Raw genomic sequence first — 20704 nt, 5'->3', positions numbered from 1 at the left:
ATTCAAATTTTACCTAAAAGGCTTTTCAATTTCAGGCTCATTACACCAAAGACAGCCTCTTTGATGATGCCTGTGTTCATTTTCGACTTGCCTTTGGTTCTGTCTGTAAATATAACAGGGATTTCTTTTATTTTAAAGCCTTTTTTATAGGCTTTAAATTTCATTTCAATTTGAAACGCATAACCTACAAATTTAATCTTATTAAGATCGATATCCTCCAGTACTTTCCTATGATAACAAATAAACCCAGCAGTAGTATCTTCTATAGGTAATCCCGTAATAATTTTTACGTATTTTGAAGCTAGCCAAGACAATAAGACCCTCTTCATAGGCCAATTGACCACATTAACGCCTTTTATATACCTAGACCCAATACTCATGTCGAAATCATCTTTTACACAAGTATTATATAGCCTAATTAGGTCATTTGGATTATGAGAAAAGTCGGCATCCATTTCAAAAATATAGTCATAAGATCTTTCTAGAGCCCAACGGAACCCGTGTAAATAGGCTTTTCCTAAACCGCTTTTAGATTTCCTTATTTCTAAATGTAACCTATTCTTAAACTCTTCTTGTAATTCTTGAACTAAAGCCCAAGTTTTGTCGGGGGAAGAGTCGTCTACAACGAGAATATCAAAATCGACAGATTGGGAGAAAATATTTCTGAGGACTTTTTCAATATTTTCAATTTCGTTGTATGTAGGAATGATGACTAATTTGTGAGACATCAAGTCGTATTGAATGTTGGTCGACAAATATATATTTTACAAGCTAAATCTCATCTATAAAACTTCATTTTAATTTACATTTGCCTCAAACTCTAAACTTGTTTTTGACTTTAAGACTATCACAAGATCACCATTGGATTGTGGGAATTACCCTGCTTATCCTGATATTTATGTTGATTATAAAGTGGAACAAGACCAACTATTTTTTTTCTTACGTCAACTCTATTTATGATATGTCTTTTTTCAATAAAAAATTCTCTGAAAAAAGGCGAATAGAACTCCCGGAGGTATTTATTTTTTTATCAAGTCTCTTGGGATTATCTTTTTTCCTTTATGTGGTAACCGACAGCAGTGACTTTAATATCACACCATATCTTCAAATTTTCTTATTGCTTTCGATTTTCCTATTAAGTAAATACTTTATTGAAAAAATGGCAGGGGACTTATTTGAAATAGATCCACTCATCAATAAATATCTTTTTTTTAAGCAAGGCATTCTTAGTTGGATTAGTTTATTTATCCTATTTCCTTTTGGATTGCTTATTTATTTTCAAAATATAGATCATACACTTTCTGTTACCTTGGTCATTGCCCTTGTGACCGTGCTTTACATCGTGAAGCTATTGAGTTATGCTCTCTCCTATCAAAAGCATATTTTAGCTTATTGGTTTTATTTTATTTTGTACCTTTGCGCTTTTGAAATCGCACCTTACTTAATTCTTTTTAAAGTGTTTAACACAGATTAATTTGAATTTCGCAAGAAAAAACTAAGCTATATGAAAGTGAAAAGTATCCTTATTTCACAACCTAAACCAAATGTAGACAACTCTCCTTATTCAGAACTTGAAGAAAAATTAAAATTAAAAATTGATTTTATCCCTTTTATTCACGTAGAGCCAGTAGATTCTAAAGAGGTAAGGCAACAAAAAATTGACATTACCAAGTTTACCGCTATTATCCTTACTAGTAGAAATGCGGTAGATCATTTTTTTAGAATTGCTGAAGAAATGAGGTATAAAATCCCAGATAGCCTCAAGTATTTTTGTTTGAGTGAAGCCGTAGCTTTCTACTTACAGAAATATGTTGTCTATAGAAAGCGTAAGATTTATGTGGGGAAAAGAACATTTCAAGAACTTGAAGTGAGTATTAAGAAGCATAAAGATGAAAAATTCTTATTGCCTTCCTCAGATATGCTTAAGTCTATCGTGCCACAACAGCTCGATAAACTAGGTGTAGACTGGACGCGTGGCATCTTTTATAAAACGGTGGTAAGCGATCTGTCTCATCTTAGAGAAGTGTCTTATGATATTGTGGTTTTCTTTAGTCCGAGCGGGATTAAGTCACTTTACGAAAACTTCCCAGATTTCGAACAAAAAGATACACGTATTGCTGCTTTCGGTAATTCAACTATCAAAGCAGCTGAAGAGAAAGGCTTAAAGGTTCAAATACAAGCTCCTACTCCAGAAACTCCATCTATGACAATGGCAATTGAAAACTATGTAAAAGAGAACTAATTTTTGTTTTTTCCATCAAATTAAAGAGCCGATATACATTTGTATATCGGCTCTTTAATTAATAAGGGTTTCCAGTTTTTAAGCGTTGGGGGCGCCATTTAAAATTTCTTCATCTGCGTAAGACTCAAATTTCTTGAAATTATCTATAAACGATTTTGCGAGGGATTTAGCTTTAAGATCGTAAGCTTCCTTATCTGCCCAGGTTTCTCTTGGGTTTAATACGTCAGAGGGCACATTTGGACAACTTTTAGGCATTGCAATATTAAAGATCTCGTGTGTTCTGTATTCCACATCAGACAGTTGGCCTTCCAATGCTGCAGTAATCATAGCCCTGGTAAACTTCAGTTTCATTCGGTTTCCTGTCCCATAAGGTCCTCCAGTCCATCCTGTGTTAATTAGCCAAACTTTCACTCCTGCTTCTCTCATTTTCTTACTCAGCATCTCACCGTACCGAGCTGGGTGTAAAGGCATAAACGGAGCGCCAAAACAAGCAGAGAAACTCGGTATGGGTTCTGTAACTCCAGCTTCTGTTCCCGCCACTTTAGCAGTATAACCACTTATAAAGTGAAAAGCTGCTTGTCCAGGAGTGAGTTTGCTTATAGGAGGTAACACACCAAAAGCATCTGCCGTTAAAAAGAAGATATTTTTAGGTTTTTCCCCTACAGAGCCAGGTTGAATATTGTCTATATGGTAAATAGGATAGCTTACTCTGGTGTTTTGAGTGATGCTTTTGTCTTTAAAATCTACTTCCCCATCTTTAATAATTACATTTTCAAGAATGGCTCCTGGTTTTATACTGTCATATATTTCTGGTTCTCCTTCGCGAGATAAGTTGATGACTTTTGCATAACACCCTCCTTCAAAATTAAAGACTGTGTTTTCATTGGTCCAACCGTGTTCGTCGTCTCCGATTAACCTCCTGTCTGGGTCTGCAGATAAAGTTGTTTTTCCTGTCCCCGAAAGACCAAAGAAAATCGCAGTGTCTCCATCTTTTCCGACATTGGCAGAGCAGTGCATCGGTAGAGTGTTTTTCATGACTGGGAGTATGAAATTTAGAGCAGAAAAAATTCCTTTCTTTATCTCTCCAGTATATCCGGTACCTCCTATTAAGGCAATTTTTCGAGTAAAATTAAGAATTGCAAAATTGTGAGCCCGTGTGCCATCCACTTCAGGGTTTGCTTTAAAACCAGGAGCACTAATTACGGTCCACTCTGGAGAAAAATCTTCGAGATCTTTTTCGGTAGGTCTCAAAAACATATTGTAAGCAAACATATTGCTCCACGAATATTCATTAATGACTCTTATGTTGAGCCGGTAATTTTCATCTGCACAGGCATAACAATCCCTTACAAAAAGCTCTTTATCGTTGAGGTAGTTAACCACTTTATCGTATAGTTTATCAAACTGATCAGGATCAAATTCTAAGTTGATATCACTCCACCATACTTCATCTTTGGTAATATCGTCTTTAACAATGAATCTATCTTTCGGAGAGCGTCCAGTAAATTCGCCAGTATTGACGGCAAGTGCACCACTGTCTACCTCAACACCCATCCCTTTTTGAATGGTGATATCATGTAAATCTTCAGGAGAAAGTTGGTAGTTGATTTTTTTAGAATCGATGCCATAATTTTTTAACTCAATCGTTTTCGTGATTCGCTTTAAGTTATTCATAATTTTGTTGTGTTGTTATTATGGTAGACAAAGCTAACTAGTTTATATTTAAATTAAGGAAGTAATTATTATAAATTATGAGCTTTTTTTAATAATTTGAATGAAGACTAAGGCCCAACTTAAAATCAATAAAGTCCCTCCTATAGGTGTAATCCAAGCTATAGCTTTAAAGTCGAAGCTTGTAAGTTCATTGGTGGCCAGGCCATAAATAGAACCCGAAAAGAAAACAACTCCAGCGAGTATGAGCCAAAAGAGGATGTTATTAAGTTTTTCTGTAGTGAAGGTTTGTGCGGATAGAAAAAGCAGAAACAAGGCGTGGTAGATTTGGTATTTCACTCCTGTTTCAAAGGTGGTTATCGCATCTTCAGAAATTATGCTTTCCAAACCATGAGCTCCAAAAGCTCCAAGAATAATTCCTAAACCTCCAAAACAACTTCCGAGTAAAACCAATTTTTTTCTTTGCTTCATTCTTGTATCCCTATTATATTATGTAATTTCAATTTTTACACAAAATTAATCATTAAAATCCATTTTTGAATATGAGATCAATTTTAATCATAGGTGCAGGAAAATCCACATCATCACTCGTCAGGTTTTTACTAAAGGCTTCCACTCAAGAAGACCTTCAATTAATAATAGGAGATATTTCTATTGATAACGCTAGAAGCCTAGCAGCAGATCATCCCAATGCAAAGGCTATACAACTAGACATTTTTGATAAAGCCAATAGACAAGAAGCTATACAAAATGCAGATATTGTCATTTCTATGCTACCTGCCAGATTCCATATAGAAGTTGCAAAAGACTGTGTGAAGTTTAATAAAAACATGGTTACAGCGTCTTATGTCTCTAAAGAGATGGAAGCCTTGGATAAAGAGGTTAAAGAAAAAGGCCTCACCTTCATGAATGAGATAGGGGTGGACCCAGGGATCGACCATATGAGTGCTATGCAAGTGATTGATAGAATAAGGGCTCAAGGAGGTAAAATGTTGCTTTTTGAATCTTTTACAGGGGGACTCGTTGCTCCAGAAAGCGATGATAACCTTTGGAATTATAAATTCACTTGGAATCCCAGAAACGTTGTTGTGGCAGGGCAAGGGGCCGCCGCAGAATTTATGCAAGCAGGTCAATATAAATATATTCCTTACCAACGCCTTTTTCGTAGAACCGAATTTTTAAGCATCCCAAAATATGGCCGTTTCGAAGGCCTAGCTAATCGAAACTCTTTAGCCTACAGAAGTATTTATGGATTGGAGAATATTCCTACTATCTATAGAGGAACTCTAAGGCGCATTGGTTTTAGCAAAGCCTGGAACGTATTTGTTCAACTAGGATTGACAGACGATACCTACGTGATGCAGGATACAGAGAGCATGAGTTATAGGTCTTTTGTGAATTCATTCTTGCCCTATTCGCCTACAGATTCAGTTGAACTCAAGCTAAGGTTGAGCTTAAAAATTGACCAAGATGATCTCATTTGGGATAAACTTGTAGAATTGGATATTTTTAATTCAGAGAAAATTATTGGACTAAAAAATGCAACTCCAGCTCAAGCTCTTCAAAAAATTCTTGAAGATAAGTGGACTTTGAAGCCAGAAGATAAAGATATGATTGTGATGTATCACAAATTTGGATTTGAGCTAGATGGGGAAAGAAAGCAGATCGATTCTACAATGGTAAGTATCGGCGAAGACCAAACTTATACGGCTATGGCTAAAACAGTAGGACTTCCTGTTGGTATTGCTGCCCTCAAAATTCTAAATGGCGAAATTAAAAAGCCTGGTGTGTTGAGGCCTATCTATCCAGAAATATACAACCCCATATTAAAATCATTAGAGGATTATGATATTAAGTTCGAAGAGACCGAAAAAGAATTTATAGGCTATAACCCAGATCAACTCAACTAGAGGAGTTGAGTTCAAAACTATTGCCCATAACAACCATATCGGCTCCAGCCTCATAAGCAGATTGTTTTTGAAAGTCATTTTTAATTCCTCCACCAACAATAAGAGGAATAGTAATGGCTTTCTTGACTTCTGAAATTATTTCTGCAGATACTGGTGTTTTTGCACCACTTCCAGCTTCAAGGTAAATAAGCAGTTTGCCAGAAAATTGGCCAGCTAAAGCCGTATGCACGACAGTTGAAATTTGGTTCTGAGGAATAGCTTTGGTTTGACTAATTTCCAAAACAGAAGTCGTTTTGCCGCCATCTATCAAAATATATCCTGTAGGGATAATCTCTAAAGTAGAGTTCTTTAATTTTGAAATAGACTTAACCTGTTGATTGATTAAGTATTCAGGATTTTGACCTGAAAGTAAACTCAAAAACAAAAGGCCATCTGCAGAGTCTGTTAGTTGATTCACATCTCCAGGAAAAAGAATTATAGGCAATCTGGTAAAGGATTTGAGCTGTTTCACCACTACCTCTGTTTGTTGATGTTTTACCTGACTTCCTCCCACTAAAATAAAATCCGTATCGCTTGGCATTCGGTCTAAAAACCCTTGAGTTTGAGATAGATTAAACTTATCGGGATCTATTAAAATGCTAAATAAGCGATTACCATTTTGAATGCTCTGTAAAATACTAGAGTAAATAGGATGTGAAGAAGGATTAATCATTGGCAATAGCATAAACACAAGTGAAATTTTCGAACTCAAGAAAATTTAAGTTATAAAAAGTGATTTGATTATTTGACGTTACCTTAGCGGTGGTTTTTTTAGCTGAAATTTCAAAATCGTTCACAAAGATATCATGTAAAAAAAGCAATCCTTTTTTTCCGTAAAGCTTATAAAGGGATTCCTTTGCTCCCCAAACGATAGTCAATTTTCTAACGAGATCTTCAGTATCTCCTAGAGCTTCATATTCTTCAATAGGAGTGAACTTTGGTGCGATGAGTTTTATTTTGTCGCGTTGTTTTTCGATATCAATTCCAACTTTTTTATTTGATACGATAACTGCGGTAAACTCAAAAGAGTGAGTAATAGAGATTTTGTAACCATCCTTAAGATGAGGTTTGCCCTTAATGTCGTAGTCTAAATCAAAATCAGAATATCCAAACTCCTTTAGCAAATGCCTGATGCTCATGAATCCTTTTTTATGGATCTGAGATTTCATGCCGTCGTATCGCTCTCTGCAATAATCCGTCAGCTCAACACCCTCTTCCAGACTTTTTAAAGATTCTTCTATCTTCCAGATGAGAGCGGTAGTATCTTCATCTACTGTTATTCTTTTGTAAATCGGCATAAAGTTATAAAGGGTTTCCTTAATTTTGTGTTCAAAAATATAATAAAATTAATTATGAGTACTAAAACATTACCTTATACTCCTTATAAAGTTAAAGATATTTCTTTGGCAGATTGGGGACGACGCGAAATAGAGTTAGCAGAATCAGAAATGCCAGGGTTAATGGCGTTGAGAGAAGAGTTTGGAAAACAAAAACCTTTGAAGGGCGCTCGCATAGCTGGTTGCTTACACATGACCATCCAAACTGCTGTGTTAATTGAAACTCTCGTTGAGCTTGGTGCTGAGGTAACGTGGAGTTCTTGTAATATATTTTCCACTCAAGACCATGCGGCAGCGGCCATTGCAGAAGCTGGAGTTGCTGTTTATGCTTGGAAAGGAATGACGGAAGAAGAGTTCAACTGGTGTATCGAGCAGACTTTGTTTTTTGGGGAGGATAAACAACCCTTAAACATGATTTTGGATGATGGTGGTGATCTAACCAACATGGTTCTTGATGACTATCCAGAACTTGCAGATGCTATAAAAGGTTTATCTGAAGAAACAACTACTGGGGTTCATAGGCTATATGAGAGAGTGAAAAACGGAACCTTACCTATGCCAGCTATCAATGTAAACGATAGTGTAACCAAATCTAAATTTGATAACAAATACGGATGTAGAGAAAGTGCTGTAGATGCTATACGAAGAGCAACAGACCTTATGCTTGCTGGAAAACGTGTTATTGTTTGTGGGTATGGTGATGTTGGTAAAGGTACCGCAGCTTCTTTTAAAGGAGCCGGTTCTATAGTTACAATTACAGAAATAGACCCTATTTGTGCTTTGCAAGCGGCTATGGACGGTTTTGAAGTCAAGAAATTGGAAACTGTAGCTCCAACGGCAGATATTATTATTACAACAACAGGTAATAAGGACATCATTAGAGCTAAGCATTTCGAAGCTTTTAAAGACAAAACAGTAGTTTGTAATATTGGTCATTTTGATAATGAAATTGACGTAGCTTGGTTGAAAAAAAATCACGGTGATACCCGTGTGGAAATTAAACCACAGGTCGATAAGTATACCATTAATGGTAAAGACATTATTTTATTAGCTGAAGGCCGTCTTGTGAATTTGGGATGCGCAACAGGCCACCCAAGTTTTGTGATGAGTAACTCCTTTACTAACCAAACTCTTGCTCAAATGGAGTTATGGCAAAATACAGACCAGTACAAAAATGAAGTCTACATGCTTCCAAAACACTTGGATGAAAAAGTAGCGAAACTCCATTTAGAACGCCTAGGAGTTGAACTTACAGAGTTGGAAACCGATCAAGCTGATTATATCGGTGTAGAAGTTAAAGGTCCATATAAACCTGAATATTACAGATACTAGTTGTGCACTAGTGTTTTAATACAAACCAAGCCTTTTTGGCTTGGTTTTTTTATTAATATTCTTACAATTGAAAGACTTTGTCTCCAAAATCTAATAGTTTTATAAAATGAAAACCTTAATACTATTTCTATGGCCAATGCTGTTTATGGCTCAAACTCAGTTTGAAAAAGGAACAACAGCTTTTAATAATCAAAATTATAATCGAGCGATTAGTTATTTTTCAGATGTTCTTGAAGAAGAGCCGTTAGATAAGATGGCAAGAGATTATTTGGGACAGTCCTACGCTAAGCTAGACAATTGGAAAAAAAGTGCTGAGGTTTCTAAAACACTAGTAGAAGATTATCCTGAAGATGCTGAATATAACTTTAGATATGGAGGAGCTCTAGGTTTGGTTGCTAAAAATGCCAATCCTTTTAAAGCAATGAGCTTACTGGACGATGTAAAATTTCATCTCAAAAAAGCAATCCAGTTAGACCCAAAGCATATAGAATCCAGATGGGCTCTACTTCAAATTTATCTGGAAATCCCAGGAATTTTAGGAGGTAGTGAAGATACGTCTAGAGAATATGCTTCACAGTTAAAGTCGATTAGCCCTGTTGATGGTGCTTTGGCTAATGGGTTTATCGAAAGAGACCTAGAAAATTTTGACAAAGCAGAAAGCTTTTACAAAGAAGCCATAGAACTGGGTCAATCTGAAACGACGTATAGGGAATTAGCAGAACTTTATAAACGCTCAAATCAAACTATAAAACGATTTGAGGCTTTGGAAAAAGCTGCTACTAAATTAAACTCATTAGAATTGGCTTCAGACTATGCTGAATTAGCCATAACATTAAATAAAAATAAGGGAAAAGCTTTAGTTATTTTAGAGGCTTTAAACTTAGACGAGTCAAATTCAAAAGATAAAAGAAAACTTAACCAGCTGAAGTCTAAACTGAAATAAGGCAGGATATCAACGAAAATTAGATCTAAACTTTTTTAGCTCTTTTTTTTAATCTATTATCTTTAATTTAAAATTTTCAACAATGCATTTACATTTTATAGCAATAGGAGGGAGCGCCATGCACAATCTTGCAATCGCCTTACATGAAAAGGGAGACCGAGTCACAGGTAGCGATGATGAAATCTTTGAGCCTTCCAAATCTAGGCTAAAAGCTAAGGGTTTATTGCCAGAGGAGTTTGGTTGGTTTCCAGAAAAATTGACATCAGATATAGACGCTGTTATTCTTGGTATGCACGCCAAAGCAGACAACCCAGAACTTCTAAAAGCTACAGAATTAGGTCTTAAAATTTATTCTTATCCAGAATATCTTTTTGAACATTCTAAACAAAAAACTAGGGTAGTGATAGGAGGTTCTCACGGTAAGACTACCATTACCGCTATGATTCTACACGTGATGCATTATCACGATAAAGAAGTAGATTTTATGGTTGGAGCACAATTGGAAGGCTTTGATACAATGGTTCACCTTACAGAAGAGAATGATTTTATCTTATTGGAAGGGGATGAATATTTGAGTTCAGCACTAGATAGACGTCCAAAGTTTCATCTATATCAACCCAATATTGCTTTGCTAAGCGGTATTGCCTGGGACCATATCAACGTCTTTCCTACCTTCGAAAATTACGTAGAACAGTTTGAATTATTTCTTGATTCCATGACCAATGGAAGTACTTTGGTTTACAATGAGGAAGATGATATCCTCACTCAACTAGCTCTAAATGCTAAAAAACCTACTCGGAAGCATGCCTATTCTACTCCAGAACACACTATAGATGATGGGGTAACCTATTTGGAAACTCCAGAAGGCCCTTTGCCAGTGGAAGTTTTTGGAAAGCATAATTTGCAAAATATAGCAGGGGCAAAATGGATTTGTCAACATATGGGGGTAGATCAAGATGATTTCTACGAAGCGATCACTAGCTTTAAAGGGGCCTCCAAAAGGCTGGAAAAAATAGCAGAATCCAATACAGCTATCGTTTTTAAGGATTATGCGCATTCTCCCTCCAAAGTATCGGCCACGACAAAAGCGGTGAAAGCACAATTTTCTTCGAAGGTGGTTTTAGCTTGTTTAGAGCTTCATACCTATAGTAGCTTAAATTCAGAGTTTTTGAAAGAGTATAACGAAGCTTTGAATGCTGCAGATGAAGCTGTGGTGTTTTACTCTCCTAAAGCCTTAGAAATTAAACAGCTTGAAGCTATTACCAAGGAACAAATCTTTGAAGCTTTTGGAAGAACAGACCTGAAAATATTTACCAATCCTGAAGCTTTTAAAGAGTTTTTGAAGTCAAAGTCTTATCTAGACCACGTTTTGTTGCTGATGAGCAGCGGGAATTATGGGGGATTGGATTTTGAAGAAATCAAAAATTGGATTCAATAATCTGACTGACTTAAGCTGTTTAAAAACAGATTTAAGCGTTCTTCCTGACTTTGTTGGAGCAGCGTTTTGGCTGTATTAAAATGAGATTCAGATTTGTCTTGGCTCATTTTGAACCTGCCATGGAACTCCTCTATAGACACTTCAAGACCTTGTATAAAATGCTTCAACATTGGTAGTTTTGGATGAGTCGGTTTAAGCTTAAAGTTAAAATCCAATTGGTTGGTCATGGCTATTAAACTCTCTACCATTTTGGGTTCTTCTATAAAATTGGCTTTTCCTTTTAAATGGACTTTAGCATAATTAAAAGTAGGAAGCTCGTCGGTTTTAAATTCTGAAGGAGAAATGTAGGCATCACCCGCATGAAAGATAAGTTCTACTTTAGATTTATGGAGATGTTCAAATTGGGGATTCTCCTTGTTAATATGTCCTACTAATTTATCATTGTCAATAATAAAAGGGATGTGTGACGTAAAAATTTCTTGGTTATGAAGACTGATTAGGGTAGCTAGCGGAAATAATTCGATAAAGGCTTTTACAGATTCCCAATTTTTGGATGTAAAATGACTTGGTAAATAGCTCATAGTTCAGAAGTTAAAATGTCAAAATTACACTGTTTTTAAGCTGAATTTTAGTTCCGAGTCAATTATTTATGACTTGTGAATTGTTGAGCTTAGGGTTTTTCTCATTTGATTATCTTTATCTAAACAAGCAATAGTATGAAACCCTCTTCAAAATCTTTTAGCATAAAGAATTGGTCCGAAAGCGATAGACCAAGAGAAAAATTAATTCATAAAGGGAAATCCAGTTTAAGTGATGCAGAGCTTTTGGCTATCTTGATTGGCTCTGGTAATAGGGAAGAAAGTGCTGTTGAGCTCTGTAAGCGGATTTTACATACCTCCGAAAATAGTTTACAAAAACTCGCTAAATTGAACTTGAAGCAACTCCAAGATTTTAAAGGAATTGGTGAAGCCAAAGCGATAAGTATTATCGCAGCACTTGAGCTGGGGAGTAGGAGAGGAGCGGAGTCTGTCCAAGAGCTTAATAAAATTTCTACAAGTAAGGATGTATTTACAATAATGCATCCTTTTTTAGGGGACTTGGACCACGAGCAGTTTTGGATACTAATGTTGAACAATTCAAATAAAATTATTTATAAATATCCTTTAAGCAAAGGCGGAATTACCTCTACTATGGTAGACACTCGTTTGGTTTATAAAAGTGCTTTAGCTCATGGTTCTACAGCTCTCATTTTGGTACATAATCATCCCTCTGGCACCTTGCAACCTAGCCAAGCGGATAAAACCATTACCCAAAAATTGAAAAATGCTGGTGACCTCCTGGACATAAAGATTTTGGACCATATTATTGTAACAGAAAAAACTTATTTTAGCTTCGCAGATGAAGGTATACTTTAATTTATGGAAATATTAGTTTACATTCCAAAACAAACCCCAAGAATCAACTATATCTTTAGACAAATGTGTGGAAGGATACTGGGGTTTAAAGTCAAGTTCTGCACAAAAGTTGAAGATTTCATTGCTTTCGAGGGCGTAAAATTTTCTTACGCTAAGAAAAAATTGGGTAATGAAATTTTTATCCAAAAGTTTGGCTTGTTGGATGAGCAAGGGATTAATGATCTTAACTTCAGCATGGATCGTTGGGAAGATGTCCCGTGCTTTTTTCGAGTCTCTTCAGAAAGTGAAATTCCTTTTGATATTTTTTCAGCTGCATTCTATTTGATTACCAGATATGAAGAGTATCAGCCGCATGTGAAAAATGACGTAGATTCTTATCCTATTGAAGAAAGCTTGGCCCACCAACATGATTTTTTAAAACAGCCAGTGGTAGATGTTTGGGCTTATAAGCTAAAAAAAATATTGGAGGCTAAGTTCCCTAGCATTACTTTTCCAAAGCGAAGATTCAACAGTCATTTTTTAATAGCAGTGTCCAAAGCTTTTGAACATAGGCACAATGGGTTTGTAAGATTTGTAGGGGCTTCTTTTAGGGATATTCTTCAACTCCAGATCAAATCTCTTTTTGATCGATTTAAAACTATGTTGAGGCTTCAGTCAGATCCTAATGATATTTATGATGAACTTATAGGTTTTGCAAAGGAGAACAAATTGAAGCTCGATTTTTATTTTCAATTGAGCAACTACTCCAGATACAGCAAAAGTATTAGTTACAATAAAAGAATCTATCATAAGCTTATTAAATCTATGGGAGATTATGGAGACTTAGGACTTTTGCCAGGGTTTGAAGCACTCCACGACTTTAAAATTCTCAAGAAGGAAATAAAACGTTGGGAGAGCATCGTAAACAGAAGCTTGGTGAAAACGCTTATAAAGAATTACCATCTTAATTTTCCGGATGCCTATCTCAATTTCAACAAGTTGGAAGTCGAGAAAGATTTTTCTATGGGCTATCAAAAAAATATAGGCTTTCGAGCGGGGACTTGCACCGCTTTCCAGTTTTATGACTTGAATTTGGAGCAAGTGTCTGGACTGGTTATACAGCCTTATATTTTAAATTCTAGAGTTTTAAAAGGCATAGATATCTATGATAAAATTGAAGAACTAAAAGAATTAAGATCCACTATAAAATCAGTAGACGGACAAATGAATTTTATATTTGAAAATTCAGATTTTGCAGATCGCTATTCAAAAAATGCCATATTTGCACTCATGAAAGAAATGAAACAATGAAAGAGATAACCGATATTTTTTTTGACCTAGACCACACTCTTTGGGATTTTGACAAAAACTCAGAACTTACTTTTGAGACAATTTTTAAAAGCTATAAGGTTGATTTACCGCTGAACGATTTTCTGCAGGTTTACTTACCTGTGAATAAAAAGTATTGGAAGCTTTTTAGGGAAGGTAAGATCGAGCAAAAAAACCTGAGATTTCATCGCTTGAGCGAAGTTTTTAATACGCTTAAGTACTCAGCATCCGATCAGCTCATCGATGATTTATCTCTAGCTTATATTGAACATTTGCCAAACTACAATCATTTGTTTCCGAATACATTTGAAGTGCTGGACTATTTATCTGCCAAATATAAACTTCATATCATTACCAATGGCTTTTACGATGTGCAACATAAGAAGCTAGGGAATTCAAAATTGTCTCCTTACTTTAAGACAATAACCACCTCGGAAGACGCAGGAGTCAAGAAGCCAAACAGGATTATTTTTGATTATGCCTTAGACCTTGCAAAAACAAAGCACTCCCAGAGTATCATGATAGGCGATAGTCTTGAAGCGGATGTAGAAGGAGCAAAGGCTATAGGGATAGAAGCCATATTTTTTGGATATGACGCTAACTATAAAGGTCTCCAAATTCAAAATTTAAACGAACTCAAAACCTTTTTTTAGTATGAAATATATACTAATTTTCATTTTCGCATTATCACTTCAATTTAGTTTTGGACAAACGAAAAGCTTAAATGCTTATGAATATGTAATCGTCCCCATGCAGTTTAGTTTTCAATCAGAGCCCAACCAATATAGGCTTAATATTCTTGCCCGAGTCTTATTCCAAGAGGAAGGCTTTATAGTGTATATGGATAAAGAAGAAAAGCCATTAGCTTTAAGATTAGACCCCTGCAAATCATTAAGAGCAGATGTAATTGATGAAGGGGGTTTCCTAACTACTAAAGTTAAAGTCTTACTTAGTGATTGTTCAGGAAATACTGTTTATAAAACCAGTGTAGGGGTAAGCAGGATAAAAGATTTTGAAAAATCATATAAAGATGCCTTAAGAAATGCTTTTGAGTCCTTTTCCACAGCAAGTTATACCTATGATGAGTCTTTAAATACATTTAAAGATTCGGCTAATGATGCAGATGATATTTCGGAAAGTTCACATTCAAACCTAGAGGAGAAGTACCCAAATAAGTCTATTTATAAATTTGGCGGGGAATCCTATTGGCTGGTTTCTAATTCTTCAGGTGGATATGATCTTTTATCCAACCAAGGTAAGATAAATTATGCTCAGCTTAAAAAAGCAGATAAGGGTTCCTTTGTTTTTAATTCAAAAACTATAAACGGAGCTGGTTATTTTGATGCTGAAGGAAATCTTTTAGTTGAATATATGGATCGAGACTTGAATGGAATTCAAAAAGTAACGTTCAAGAAAATCGACTAGTAGTCATATTTACCAGTCCACTTTTGTTTTAAAAATTGTCTTAATTGATCTTCCCTTTTGTTTTTGCCAGGTTTAAACAAAACTTTATCGGTTAGGTCTTCGGGCATAAATTCAGCTTGAACAAAATTGTTTTCATAGTTGTGGGCATATTTGTATTCATTCCCATAGCCTAGGTCTTTCATCAATTTGGTGGGGGCGTTTCTTATGGAAAGCGGTACAGAAAGGTCTCCAGTTTGTTTTACGAGGGCTTGTGCTTCGTTTATGGCTTGGTAAGAGGCGTTGCTTTTTGGTGAAGTCGCTAAGTAAATCACACATTGACTTAAAATTATCCTAGCTTCTGGAAAACCAATTGTATTCACAGCTTGGAAGGTGTTATTAGCCATAATAAGAGCAGTGGGATTTGCATTCCCAATGTCTTCGCTTGATAAAATGATAAGTCTTCTAGCAATAAACTTGACGTCTTCACCACCTTCTATCATTCTTGCTAGCCAGTATACGGCTGCATTGGGATCGCTTCCCCTTATCGATTTTATAAAAGCCGATATGATATCATAATGTTGCTCCCCAGCTTTATCGTATCTAGCCGTTTTCTGTTGAATTTTTTCTTCAACGAGATCATTTGTAATAATGATATTCTCATCATCTACAGAATTAACGACCAGCTCAAACATATTCAGAAGTTTTCTGGCATCACCTCCGCTTAATCGAAGTAGAGAAGTCGTTTCTTTTAAAGTGATATTTTTTTTGGAAAGATAGTCGTCTTCAGATTTGGCTCTATTTAAAAGCAGAATTAAGTCCTCCTTAGAAAATTCGTTAAGGACATAAACTTGGCAGCGGGAAAGTAGTGCTGGAATGACTTCAAAACTTGGATTTTCTGTAGTAGCTCCTATAAGGGTAATCCAGCCTTTTTCTACAGCCCCCAAAAGTGAATCTTGTTGAGATTTGCTAAATCTGTGGATCTCATCTATAAATAAAATTGGATTCTTTTGTTCAAATAGACCCTGATCTTGTTTGGCTTTTTGGATGACTTCTCTCACGTCCTTTACGCCACTGCTTATAGCAGACAAAGTAAAAAAGCTTCTCTTGGTCTCTTTAGAAATCAAGTTTGCCAAGGTGGTTTTACCAATGCCTGGTGGTCCCCAAAGGATAATTGACGGTATTAAATCTCGTTTAATCATTTGAGAAATAGTCCCCTTTTCGCCAATAAGGTGAGTTTGGCTTAGGTAATCGGAGAGTTGTTTTGGTCGTAATCTTTCGGCTAAGGGTGCTTTCATAATTCAAAATTAAGGATTTCTTTTCAGCCTGTTTTATTTAAATGAATTCTTAACAGACCTCTATTTAATAGTCGCTTTTTAATACTTTTGAACTATGAAGAGTATAAATCCTATAGACCAACATCACAAATCCTCCTTAGCCCCTGCCATTCTATGGCCGCTTCTCATTGTATTCTCTATATGGATAGTTTATTGGATTGAAATTAGATTCAGATTTAATTTTACATCCTTTGGGGTATACCCAAGACAGGTGAGAGGTTTATTCGGAATTTTTGCTTCCCCATTTATACATAGTGGGATAGATCACCTCTATAAAAATTCAATTCCACTTTTAGTTTTATTAGCTAGTTTATTTTACTTCTACAAAGATATTGCCTGGAAGGCTTTGCTTTTCGGCTTGCTAAGCTCAGGACTGTTAACCTGGATTATTGCAAGGCCTTCATTTCATATAGGAGCTAGTGGTGTAGTTTATTTTTTAGCATCTTTTTTGTTTTTTAAAGGTATAGGCTCCAGAAATTATAGGCTCGTTGCCCTAGCCCTTATCGTGGTCTTTTTATACGGGAGTTTAGTTTGGGGCACTATGCCTGGCGAGCCAGGAATTTCTTGGGAAGGGCATTTATCCGGATTTATTTCTGGATTGCTTTTGAGTTTCTTTCTGAAATCTACTCATTTTCAGGATTTGCCCCCTTTACATAAGCCGAAAAAGAAATCGAATTCAGAAGATGAATTTATGAAACAGTTTGATGAAAACGGCAACTTCAGACCTTTAGATCCAGATCATGAAGATCCAAGTTTCTCACAATCTACAACCGCAGATGAAGTTGAAGTTAAATATAAGGCTGATGATAAAGATTGATTTATTTGGCAGCAGTGACGTTTTGTTGCCTTAGGCATTCGTATAAGACCACACCACAGGCCACAGAAACGTTTAAAGATTCGATACTGCCTAACATAGGAAGTTTCCCCTTTTGATCAACTAATTTTAGTATGCTAGGTTGGATGCCTTCTCCTTCACCACCCATAAGTAGAGCTAGTGGCTTATTGAGTTCCAATTCATAAACGGAGGTATTTGTTTTTTCTGTCACCGCAACAATTTCAACACCAGATGATTTTAAATAGAACAAAGCATCCTTAAGATGGTCTACTTTGCATATCGAGATACTGTAAGCTGCTCCAGCAGATGTTTTTATGGTTTCGTTGTTTACTTGAGCGCTCCCGCTCTTGGGTAGAATGACGGCATCTACACCAGTACATTCTGCCGTTCTTAAAATAGCTCCTAAGTTTCTTACATCGGTAATACCATCTAACAGTAAGAATAAAGGTTTCTCTTTGGCTTCTAAAACCTTTTCAACAGTTGTCTCAAAATCACTGTAACTTATTTTTGAAGTATGTGCAATAGCCCCTTGGTGATTAAATTGTTCGTACTTTCTAAATTTTTGAATGGGAACGTAGGAGACTTTTATGGTGTTCTGCTTTGCTAGACCTTCAATTTCCTTAAGCTTAGGATTGTCAGAATCTCGTAATAAGATAATCTTTTCGATGTCTTTGTCTTGCCTTAAGGCTTCAACAATACTATGTATTCCAAAAATGATGTTAGATTCTTCCATAACTATAAATTAAAAGGGATTGACAAAATTATGTCAATCCCTTTAGTAATCCTATGATTTAGTGACTTATTCTTTAATGATTCTACTTTGGATAGAGTGTTGACCATCAGTCAAGTTTACAATATATACACCATTTGAAAGTGTGCTTACATCAATATTTAGAGCATTGGGATTGTTGAAATCACTTAGGCTTAAGATTTCTCTACCCGTCATGTCATAAATAGAAACACTGATATCATCATTAAATCTAAAATCTTTGGTGGTAATGTTAAGATTGTTTTTAACTGGATTAGGCCAAAAAATGATAGAATTTGATTCAAAATTTGAGTTAGATAAATTTTGTTCTTTACCGTTTAAAACAATAATGCTATAAATTTGTTTTTCTTGAGATAAATCATTTTTGTGAGATATTGTAATATCAAATAAGCCTTGTTGATCTATTTCTATAATTTCAATATTATCTACGATATTGTCTCCTTTTAGAGCTGGAGTAGAAGGATTGTTAATATCTAAAAGCCAAGGGAAATAAATTTGATCATTGTTAAGATTTTTTATTCTTACATCTAAATCGTTTACGAGAACAGGAGTAGTGTCATTATAAATCTCTTCAATAGCGACCCCTGCAGGATCGTTCCATGCGATCGCAACTTTCATTATTTTGCCACTATTATTTTGGACTCGGATAGTTTGAGTTTGATCTTGATTTAATGTTTTTTCTTCTATAATGTCATCACTATAATTATTTATTATCGCTTCAGAGGCTCTTTTTGAATTCATAATTCCCCATCCAAAATTAGGATCTGGACCTGTGGAGCCTGCATCATCTGCAGTTACAGAAATAAGACCTTTGAGAGTAGAGGAAAGCATAAATTGTCCATATAGATTACGATGTAATTCTTGTAACAACAAGGCTGAGCCAGCAACATTTGGCGAAGCCATGGAAGTTCCAGTAGCAGTACCATATCCTTCGTTAAGTGCTGTTGAATATATTCTACTTCCAAGGCCTGTAATGTCAGGTTTAATTCGCCCATCATCAGTTGGACCTTGTGAACTTCCAGAATTTATAGTTGCATTGCTAAATACACCAGTTCTACGTTCTATATCTATTATATTAGCATTTGACACTACAAGTGTATTTTTAGAATTAGTACTTCCAGTAAGTTTATCATATCCTATAAAAAAACCACCATCATATAAAGTATTCCCATCGTTACCAGCTGCAAATACAGGAGTATAATATGGAAATAAATTTATAATATCGTCCCAGCTTTTAGCCTCTTGGCTATAGGCGCCCATAAACCATTCATTTCCTTCTAAATTTTTTACAGGAAAACCATAAGAATGATTAGATACTATAATTTCATTTTTACCTAAAGCAGTTATTACCTCTATTTTGTCATCTGTCGCATCGTAAGCATTTAAAACAGCACCAGTTGCCATCCCTTCAGCTGTTGGATCATTCCCCTTAGCTATAAGTGTTCCTGCTACATGGGTAGCATGAAATGTTTCAGAAATGCTGCCATCTTTATTTATGATTCTAGTATTCGAATTATCATCCATAAATTCTGGATGCATTACCTCTGGAATACCCCCTACCTCCCATATTCCAATACTTAAGCCATCGCCTTTTAAATCCAAACCATATAAACCTCTTTTTAGGTAGTTTGTTCGCAATGCATTTTCTGAGTTTAGATTGAAATTTTCTATGTAGATAGGCTTGCCATTCATTATATCCCATAACAATCTTTTTTCATTTGTTAGAATAGTTTCTGGGGTTGATTTTTTATAGTCTAAAATCCTTTGATTTCTTTCATTTGTAATTTTTTCAGTTTCATTTATTAATTCTTCTAGTTTCTGTTGTGGAAAAACAACCAAAGAAGTTAAACAACAAATAAATATTAATATTTTTTTCATAATTTTTTAAATGCTGAGTTCAACCCATAAGTGCAAAACATTTATTTTTTTAGGACTTGAATTGGGTTAAATAATTAAATTTTATAATTGATCTGTAATTTAGTAATCTTTCAACTTCTTTAATTCGTTTTTCAGAGACTTTTCTTAAATCTGTTTTCTTCTTACTTTTCTTGACATTCCATTTCCACCGATATATTGTTTCGTGACTCACGGAATCTTCGTCATCAAGTTCTAAGCGCTTACTGATAAGTTCTGTGCTCCGCTTCTCATAGCGCAATAAACCAGTAATAGCTCTTTTAGAGGCTTTACGAACATTATTTGCTTAACCTTATTCTTGGTATCTGCACGTCTTTAAGCATTTGATGCTACATGCTTTCCAGTTGTCCTTCCTCACTTAGCGATGTTCCGGCCCAGTTCTCTATAAATTGTACAGGGGACAATTCCTAGAATTTTAGCGATTTCACTTTTACTAATTTCTGTTTCCAGTAAGGCTTGGATTTGATACCTTTCAGGGAGGTTCAATTGATTATAGTTTTGTACTTATTTCTTGAACTTACAAATTAAAAAATCCCGCTTAATATAATAAGAATTGTACTAAGCTTATCATTATAATTTATTGTAAAATTTACTAAACCTTCTTGAGAACCACCAATTATTATAACCATTGCTGGGATATTTAAACCTGATAATGTTAGGGTAAATCCTTTTACAGAAGAACCAACGTCTATAGCTAAAGATTTTGAAGTTTCTTCAAAACTTACCACATTAGCTTCTGACAATATTGGGTCAGTATCACAGCTTATAGAAAAAGCTGCGATACATAAAACCAAAAATATATTAAATATTCTG

The 20704-nt window shown here is 35.4% G+C and carries 21 protein-coding genes and 1 pseudogene; 11 read left to right on the top strand and 11 right to left on the bottom strand.

Translation table 11 applies throughout. The features are described 5' to 3' along the window. Positions 1-2: 2 nt before the first annotated feature. Positions 3-728 carry a polyprenol monophosphomannose synthase gene (locus PGOND44_RS07795; RefSeq protein ID WP_003439503.1) on the bottom strand — a complete coding sequence of 242 codons (726 nt, stop codon included), beginning with the start codon at positions 726-728 and terminating at the stop codon, positions 3-5. 104 nt (positions 729-832) lie between these two features. Here PGOND44_RS07795 and PGOND44_RS07790 point away from each other — a divergent pair, with 104 nt between their 5' ends. Further along, positions 833-1474: a DUF4271 domain-containing protein gene (locus PGOND44_RS07790; RefSeq protein ID WP_236611975.1), complete on the top strand. Its 642-nt coding sequence runs from the start codon at positions 833-835 to the stop codon at positions 1472-1474. Positions 1475-1504: 30 nt separating this feature from the next. Further along, complete coding sequence (locus tag PGOND44_RS07785; RefSeq protein ID WP_003439498.1) at positions 1505-2242, top strand: uroporphyrinogen-III synthase; 738 nt, start codon at positions 1505-1507, stop codon at positions 2240-2242. 78 nt (positions 2243-2320) lie between these two features. On the opposite strand, the gene pckA is transcribed toward PGOND44_RS07785, so the two are convergent. Further along, entirely contained in the window at positions 2321-3916 is a 1596-nt protein-coding gene (gene pckA, locus PGOND44_RS07780) for a phosphoenolpyruvate carboxykinase (ATP) (RefSeq protein ID WP_003439495.1), read from the bottom strand. A gap of 75 nt (positions 3917-3991) precedes the next feature. Further along, a complete protein-coding gene (locus tag PGOND44_RS07775) occupies positions 3992-4384 on the bottom strand; it encodes a DUF423 domain-containing protein (protein ID WP_003439492.1) in 393 nt (130 codons plus the stop codon). Between the two features lie 71 nt (positions 4385-4455). On the opposite strand from PGOND44_RS07775, the gene PGOND44_RS07770 reads away from it, so the two are divergent. Further along, positions 4456-5823: a saccharopine dehydrogenase family protein gene (locus PGOND44_RS07770; protein ID WP_003439491.1), complete on the top strand. Its 1368-nt coding sequence runs from the start codon at positions 4456-4458 to the stop codon at positions 5821-5823. Here PGOND44_RS07770 and PGOND44_RS07765 read toward each other — a convergent pair. Both PGOND44_RS07765 and PGOND44_RS07760 read right to left on the bottom strand, forming a co-directional pair. Further along, positions 5816-6547, bottom strand: a complete 732-nt coding sequence (locus tag PGOND44_RS07765) for a phosphoglycerol geranylgeranyltransferase (RefSeq protein ID WP_003439488.1) — start codon at positions 6545-6547, stop codon at positions 5816-5818. The genes PGOND44_RS07770 and PGOND44_RS07765 overlap by 8 nt on opposite strands. After that, a complete protein-coding gene (locus PGOND44_RS07760) occupies positions 6528-7160 on the bottom strand; it encodes a 4'-phosphopantetheinyl transferase family protein (protein ID WP_003439486.1) in 633 nt (210 codons plus the stop codon). The genes PGOND44_RS07765 and PGOND44_RS07760 overlap by 20 nt, the downstream gene beginning before the upstream one ends. 54 nt (positions 7161-7214) lie before the next feature. Here PGOND44_RS07760 and ahcY point away from each other — a divergent pair, with 54 nt between their 5' ends. The 3 genes from ahcY to PGOND44_RS07745 all read left to right on the top strand — a co-directional run bounded on the left by ahcY (position 7215) and on the right by PGOND44_RS07745 (position 10912). Next, positions 7215-8531, top strand: a complete 1317-nt coding sequence (gene ahcY / locus PGOND44_RS07755; RefSeq protein WP_003439484.1) for an adenosylhomocysteinase — start codon at positions 7215-7217, stop codon at positions 8529-8531. Between the two features lie 106 nt (positions 8532-8637). Then, on the top strand, positions 8638-9474 hold the full coding sequence (locus PGOND44_RS07750; protein WP_003439481.1) for a tetratricopeptide repeat protein: 837 nt from the start codon (positions 8638-8640) through the stop codon (positions 9472-9474). Positions 9475-9556: 82 nt separating this feature from the next. Beyond that, a complete protein-coding gene (locus PGOND44_RS07745; RefSeq protein ID WP_003439480.1) occupies positions 9557-10912 on the top strand; it encodes a UDP-N-acetylmuramate--L-alanine ligase in 1356 nt (451 codons plus the stop codon). On the opposite strand, the gene PGOND44_RS07740 is transcribed toward PGOND44_RS07745, so the two are convergent. Next, positions 10906-11493 carry an FMN-binding negative transcriptional regulator gene (locus PGOND44_RS07740; protein WP_003439479.1) on the bottom strand — a complete coding sequence of 196 codons (588 nt, stop codon included), beginning with the start codon at positions 11491-11493 and terminating at the stop codon, positions 10906-10908. The two genes, PGOND44_RS07745 and PGOND44_RS07740, sit on opposite strands and share 7 nt — an antisense overlap. A 135-nt stretch (positions 11494-11628) precedes the next feature. Here PGOND44_RS07740 and radC point away from each other — a divergent pair, with 135 nt between their 5' ends. From radC to PGOND44_RS07720, 4 genes are read left to right on the top strand one after another with little or no spacing between them, the layout of a single operon-like run. Next, the gene (gene radC, locus PGOND44_RS07735) at positions 11629-12327 is read left to right on the top strand and encodes a RadC family protein (RefSeq protein ID WP_003439478.1); all 699 of its coding nucleotides are present in this window, start codon (positions 11629-11631) and stop codon (positions 12325-12327) included. Positions 12328-12330: 3 nt separating this feature from the next. Continuing rightward, positions 12331-13617, top strand: coding sequence for a polysaccharide deacetylase family protein (locus tag PGOND44_RS07730; protein ID WP_003439477.1), 1287 nt, complete (start codon positions 12331-12333; stop codon positions 13615-13617). Beyond that, complete coding sequence (locus PGOND44_RS07725) at positions 13614-14288, top strand: YjjG family noncanonical pyrimidine nucleotidase (RefSeq protein WP_003439476.1); 675 nt, start codon at positions 13614-13616, stop codon at positions 14286-14288. The genes PGOND44_RS07730 and PGOND44_RS07725 overlap by 4 nt, the downstream gene beginning before the upstream one ends. 1 nt (position 14289) lies before the next feature. After that, positions 14290-15060, top strand: coding sequence for a hypothetical protein (locus tag PGOND44_RS07720; RefSeq protein ID WP_003439475.1), 771 nt, complete (start codon positions 14290-14292; stop codon positions 15058-15060). On the opposite strand, the gene PGOND44_RS07715 is transcribed toward PGOND44_RS07720, so the two are convergent. Beyond that, positions 15057-16334: a replication-associated recombination protein A gene (locus tag PGOND44_RS07715; protein WP_003439472.1), complete on the bottom strand. Its 1278-nt coding sequence runs from the start codon at positions 16332-16334 to the stop codon at positions 15057-15059. The two genes, PGOND44_RS07720 and PGOND44_RS07715, sit on opposite strands and share 4 nt — an antisense overlap. Positions 16335-16428: 94 nt before the next feature. Between PGOND44_RS07715 and PGOND44_RS07710 the strand changes: the two genes are divergently transcribed. After that, a complete protein-coding gene (locus PGOND44_RS07710; protein ID WP_003439470.1) occupies positions 16429-17190 on the top strand; it encodes a rhomboid family intramembrane serine protease in 762 nt (253 codons plus the stop codon). A gap of 1 nt (position 17191) precedes the next feature. Here PGOND44_RS07710 and rlmB read toward each other — a convergent pair whose 3' ends face one another. The 4 genes and pseudogenes from rlmB to PGOND44_RS15665 all read right to left on the bottom strand — a co-directional run. Continuing rightward, the gene (rlmB, locus tag PGOND44_RS07705) at positions 17192-17941 is read right to left on the bottom strand and encodes a 23S rRNA (guanosine(2251)-2'-O)-methyltransferase RlmB (RefSeq protein ID WP_003439466.1); all 750 of its coding nucleotides are present in this window, start codon (positions 17939-17941) and stop codon (positions 17192-17194) included. A 66-nt stretch (positions 17942-18007) separates the two neighbouring features. Continuing rightward, positions 18008-19855, bottom strand: coding sequence for a S8 family serine peptidase (locus PGOND44_RS07700; RefSeq protein ID WP_003439464.1), 1848 nt, complete (start codon positions 19853-19855; stop codon positions 18008-18010). A gap of 19 nt (positions 19856-19874) precedes the next feature. Beyond that, positions 19875-20377: pseudogene (locus tag PGOND44_RS16125) on the bottom strand (helix-turn-helix domain-containing protein). Positions 20378-20415: 38 nt separating this feature from the next. Further along, positions 20416-20704, bottom strand: a 289-nt coding sequence (locus tag PGOND44_RS15665; RefSeq protein ID WP_003439461.1) for a hypothetical protein, incomplete at its 5' end; no start/stop codon positions are given.

The organism is Psychroflexus gondwanensis ACAM 44, assembly GCF_000355905.1.
Classification (GTDB): Bacteria; Bacteroidota; Bacteroidia; order Flavobacteriales; family Flavobacteriaceae; genus Psychroflexus; species Psychroflexus gondwanensis.
Note: the sequence above shows the minus strand (reverse complement) of the source record. Positions and strands in the feature narration are given on the sequence as shown.

What these genes read in the sequence shown, in the direction of transcription:
- PGOND44_RS07720 (WP_003439475.1), top strand. Translation starts at nt 14,290, where the DNA reads ATGAAATATATACTAATTTTCATTTTCGCATTATCACTTCAATTTAGT.
- PGOND44_RS07745 (WP_003439480.1), top strand. Translation starts at nt 9,557, where the DNA reads ATGCATTTACATTTTATAGCAATAGGAGGGAGCGCCATGCACAATCTT.
- PGOND44_RS07785 (WP_003439498.1), top strand. Translation starts at nt 1,505, where the DNA reads ATGAAAGTGAAAAGTATCCTTATTTCACAACCTAAACCAAATGTAGAC.
- PGOND44_RS07730 (WP_003439477.1), top strand. Translation starts at nt 12,331, where the DNA reads ATGGAAATATTAGTTTACATTCCAAAACAAACCCCAAGAATCAACTAT.
- PGOND44_RS07775 (WP_003439492.1), bottom strand. Translation starts at nt 4,384, where the DNA reads ATGAAGCAAAGAAAAAAATTGGTTTTACTCGGAAGTTGTTTTGGAGGT.
- PGOND44_RS07740 (WP_003439479.1), bottom strand. Translation starts at nt 11,493, where the DNA reads ATGAGCTATTTACCAAGTCATTTTACATCCAAAAATTGGGAATCTGTA.
- PGOND44_RS07710 (WP_003439470.1), top strand. Translation starts at nt 16,429, where the DNA reads ATGAAGAGTATAAATCCTATAGACCAACATCACAAATCCTCCTTAGCC.
- ahcY (WP_003439484.1), top strand. Translation starts at nt 7,215, where the DNA reads ATGAGTACTAAAACATTACCTTATACTCCTTATAAAGTTAAAGATATT.
- PGOND44_RS07760 (WP_003439486.1), bottom strand. Translation starts at nt 7,160, where the DNA reads ATGCCGATTTACAAAAGAATAACAGTAGATGAAGATACTACCGCTCTC.
- PGOND44_RS07770 (WP_003439491.1), top strand. Translation starts at nt 4,456, where the DNA reads ATGAGATCAATTTTAATCATAGGTGCAGGAAAATCCACATCATCACTC.
- rlmB (WP_003439466.1), bottom strand. Translation starts at nt 17,941, where the DNA reads ATGGAAGAATCTAACATCATTTTTGGAATACATAGTATTGTTGAAGCC.
- PGOND44_RS07765 (WP_003439488.1), bottom strand. Translation starts at nt 6,547, where the DNA reads ATGCTATTGCCAATGATTAATCCTTCTTCACATCCTATTTACTCTAGT.
- PGOND44_RS07750 (WP_003439481.1), top strand. Translation starts at nt 8,638, where the DNA reads ATGAAAACCTTAATACTATTTCTATGGCCAATGCTGTTTATGGCTCAA.
- PGOND44_RS07700 (WP_003439464.1), bottom strand. Translation starts at nt 19,855, where the DNA reads ATGAAAAAAATATTAATATTTATTTGTTGTTTAACTTCTTTGGTTGTT.
- radC (WP_003439478.1), top strand. Translation starts at nt 11,629, where the DNA reads ATGAAACCCTCTTCAAAATCTTTTAGCATAAAGAATTGGTCCGAAAGC.
- PGOND44_RS07795 (WP_003439503.1), bottom strand. Translation starts at nt 728, where the DNA reads ATGTCTCACAAATTAGTCATCATTCCTACATACAACGAAATTGAAAAT.
- PGOND44_RS07725 (WP_003439476.1), top strand. Translation starts at nt 13,614, where the DNA reads ATGAAAGAGATAACCGATATTTTTTTTGACCTAGACCACACTCTTTGG.
- pckA (WP_003439495.1), bottom strand. Translation starts at nt 3,916, where the DNA reads ATGAATAACTTAAAGCGAATCACGAAAACGATTGAGTTAAAAAATTAT.
- PGOND44_RS07715 (WP_003439472.1), bottom strand. Translation starts at nt 16,334, where the DNA reads ATGAAAGCACCCTTAGCCGAAAGATTACGACCAAAACAACTCTCCGAT.